The organism is Bifidobacterium sp. M0353, assembly GCF_016100645.1.
GTDB lineage: Bacteria > Actinomycetota > Actinomycetes > Actinomycetales > Bifidobacteriaceae > Bombiscardovia > Bombiscardovia choladohabitans.
Window position 1 is genome coordinate 1 of the sequence record NZ_JACFSB010000294.1, and the last position, 250, is coordinate 250.

Annotated in this window: 1 protein-coding gene; it reads right to left on the minus strand. The window is 30.8% G+C overall.

The genetic code is table 11. The features are described from left to right. Positions 1 to 250, minus strand: a 250-nt coding sequence (locus H3V04_RS09855) for a hypothetical protein (protein ID WP_198188506.1), incomplete at both ends; no start/stop codon positions are given.

The following is a 250-nucleotide window of genomic DNA, read 5'->3' on the forward strand; positions in this document are numbered from 1 at the left end:
GATTAGTATCATAATGAACACGATAGGTTGTTTTATATTTAATCTTATTCCATATTGCTAAAAATAACGGGTCTGCCTGAAAATTTTTTTTATAAATAACCTTTGTTCTTTGTGCCCTATCTTTAATCCGGCCTTGAAAATTAACGCCACAATCTTCTTCAATCTCACTTTGTAAAGCTTTTGCGAAATCATCATAAGATTCATTGGCAATAACCGTCAGACGATTAATATTTTTATCCCGTATTCTTTT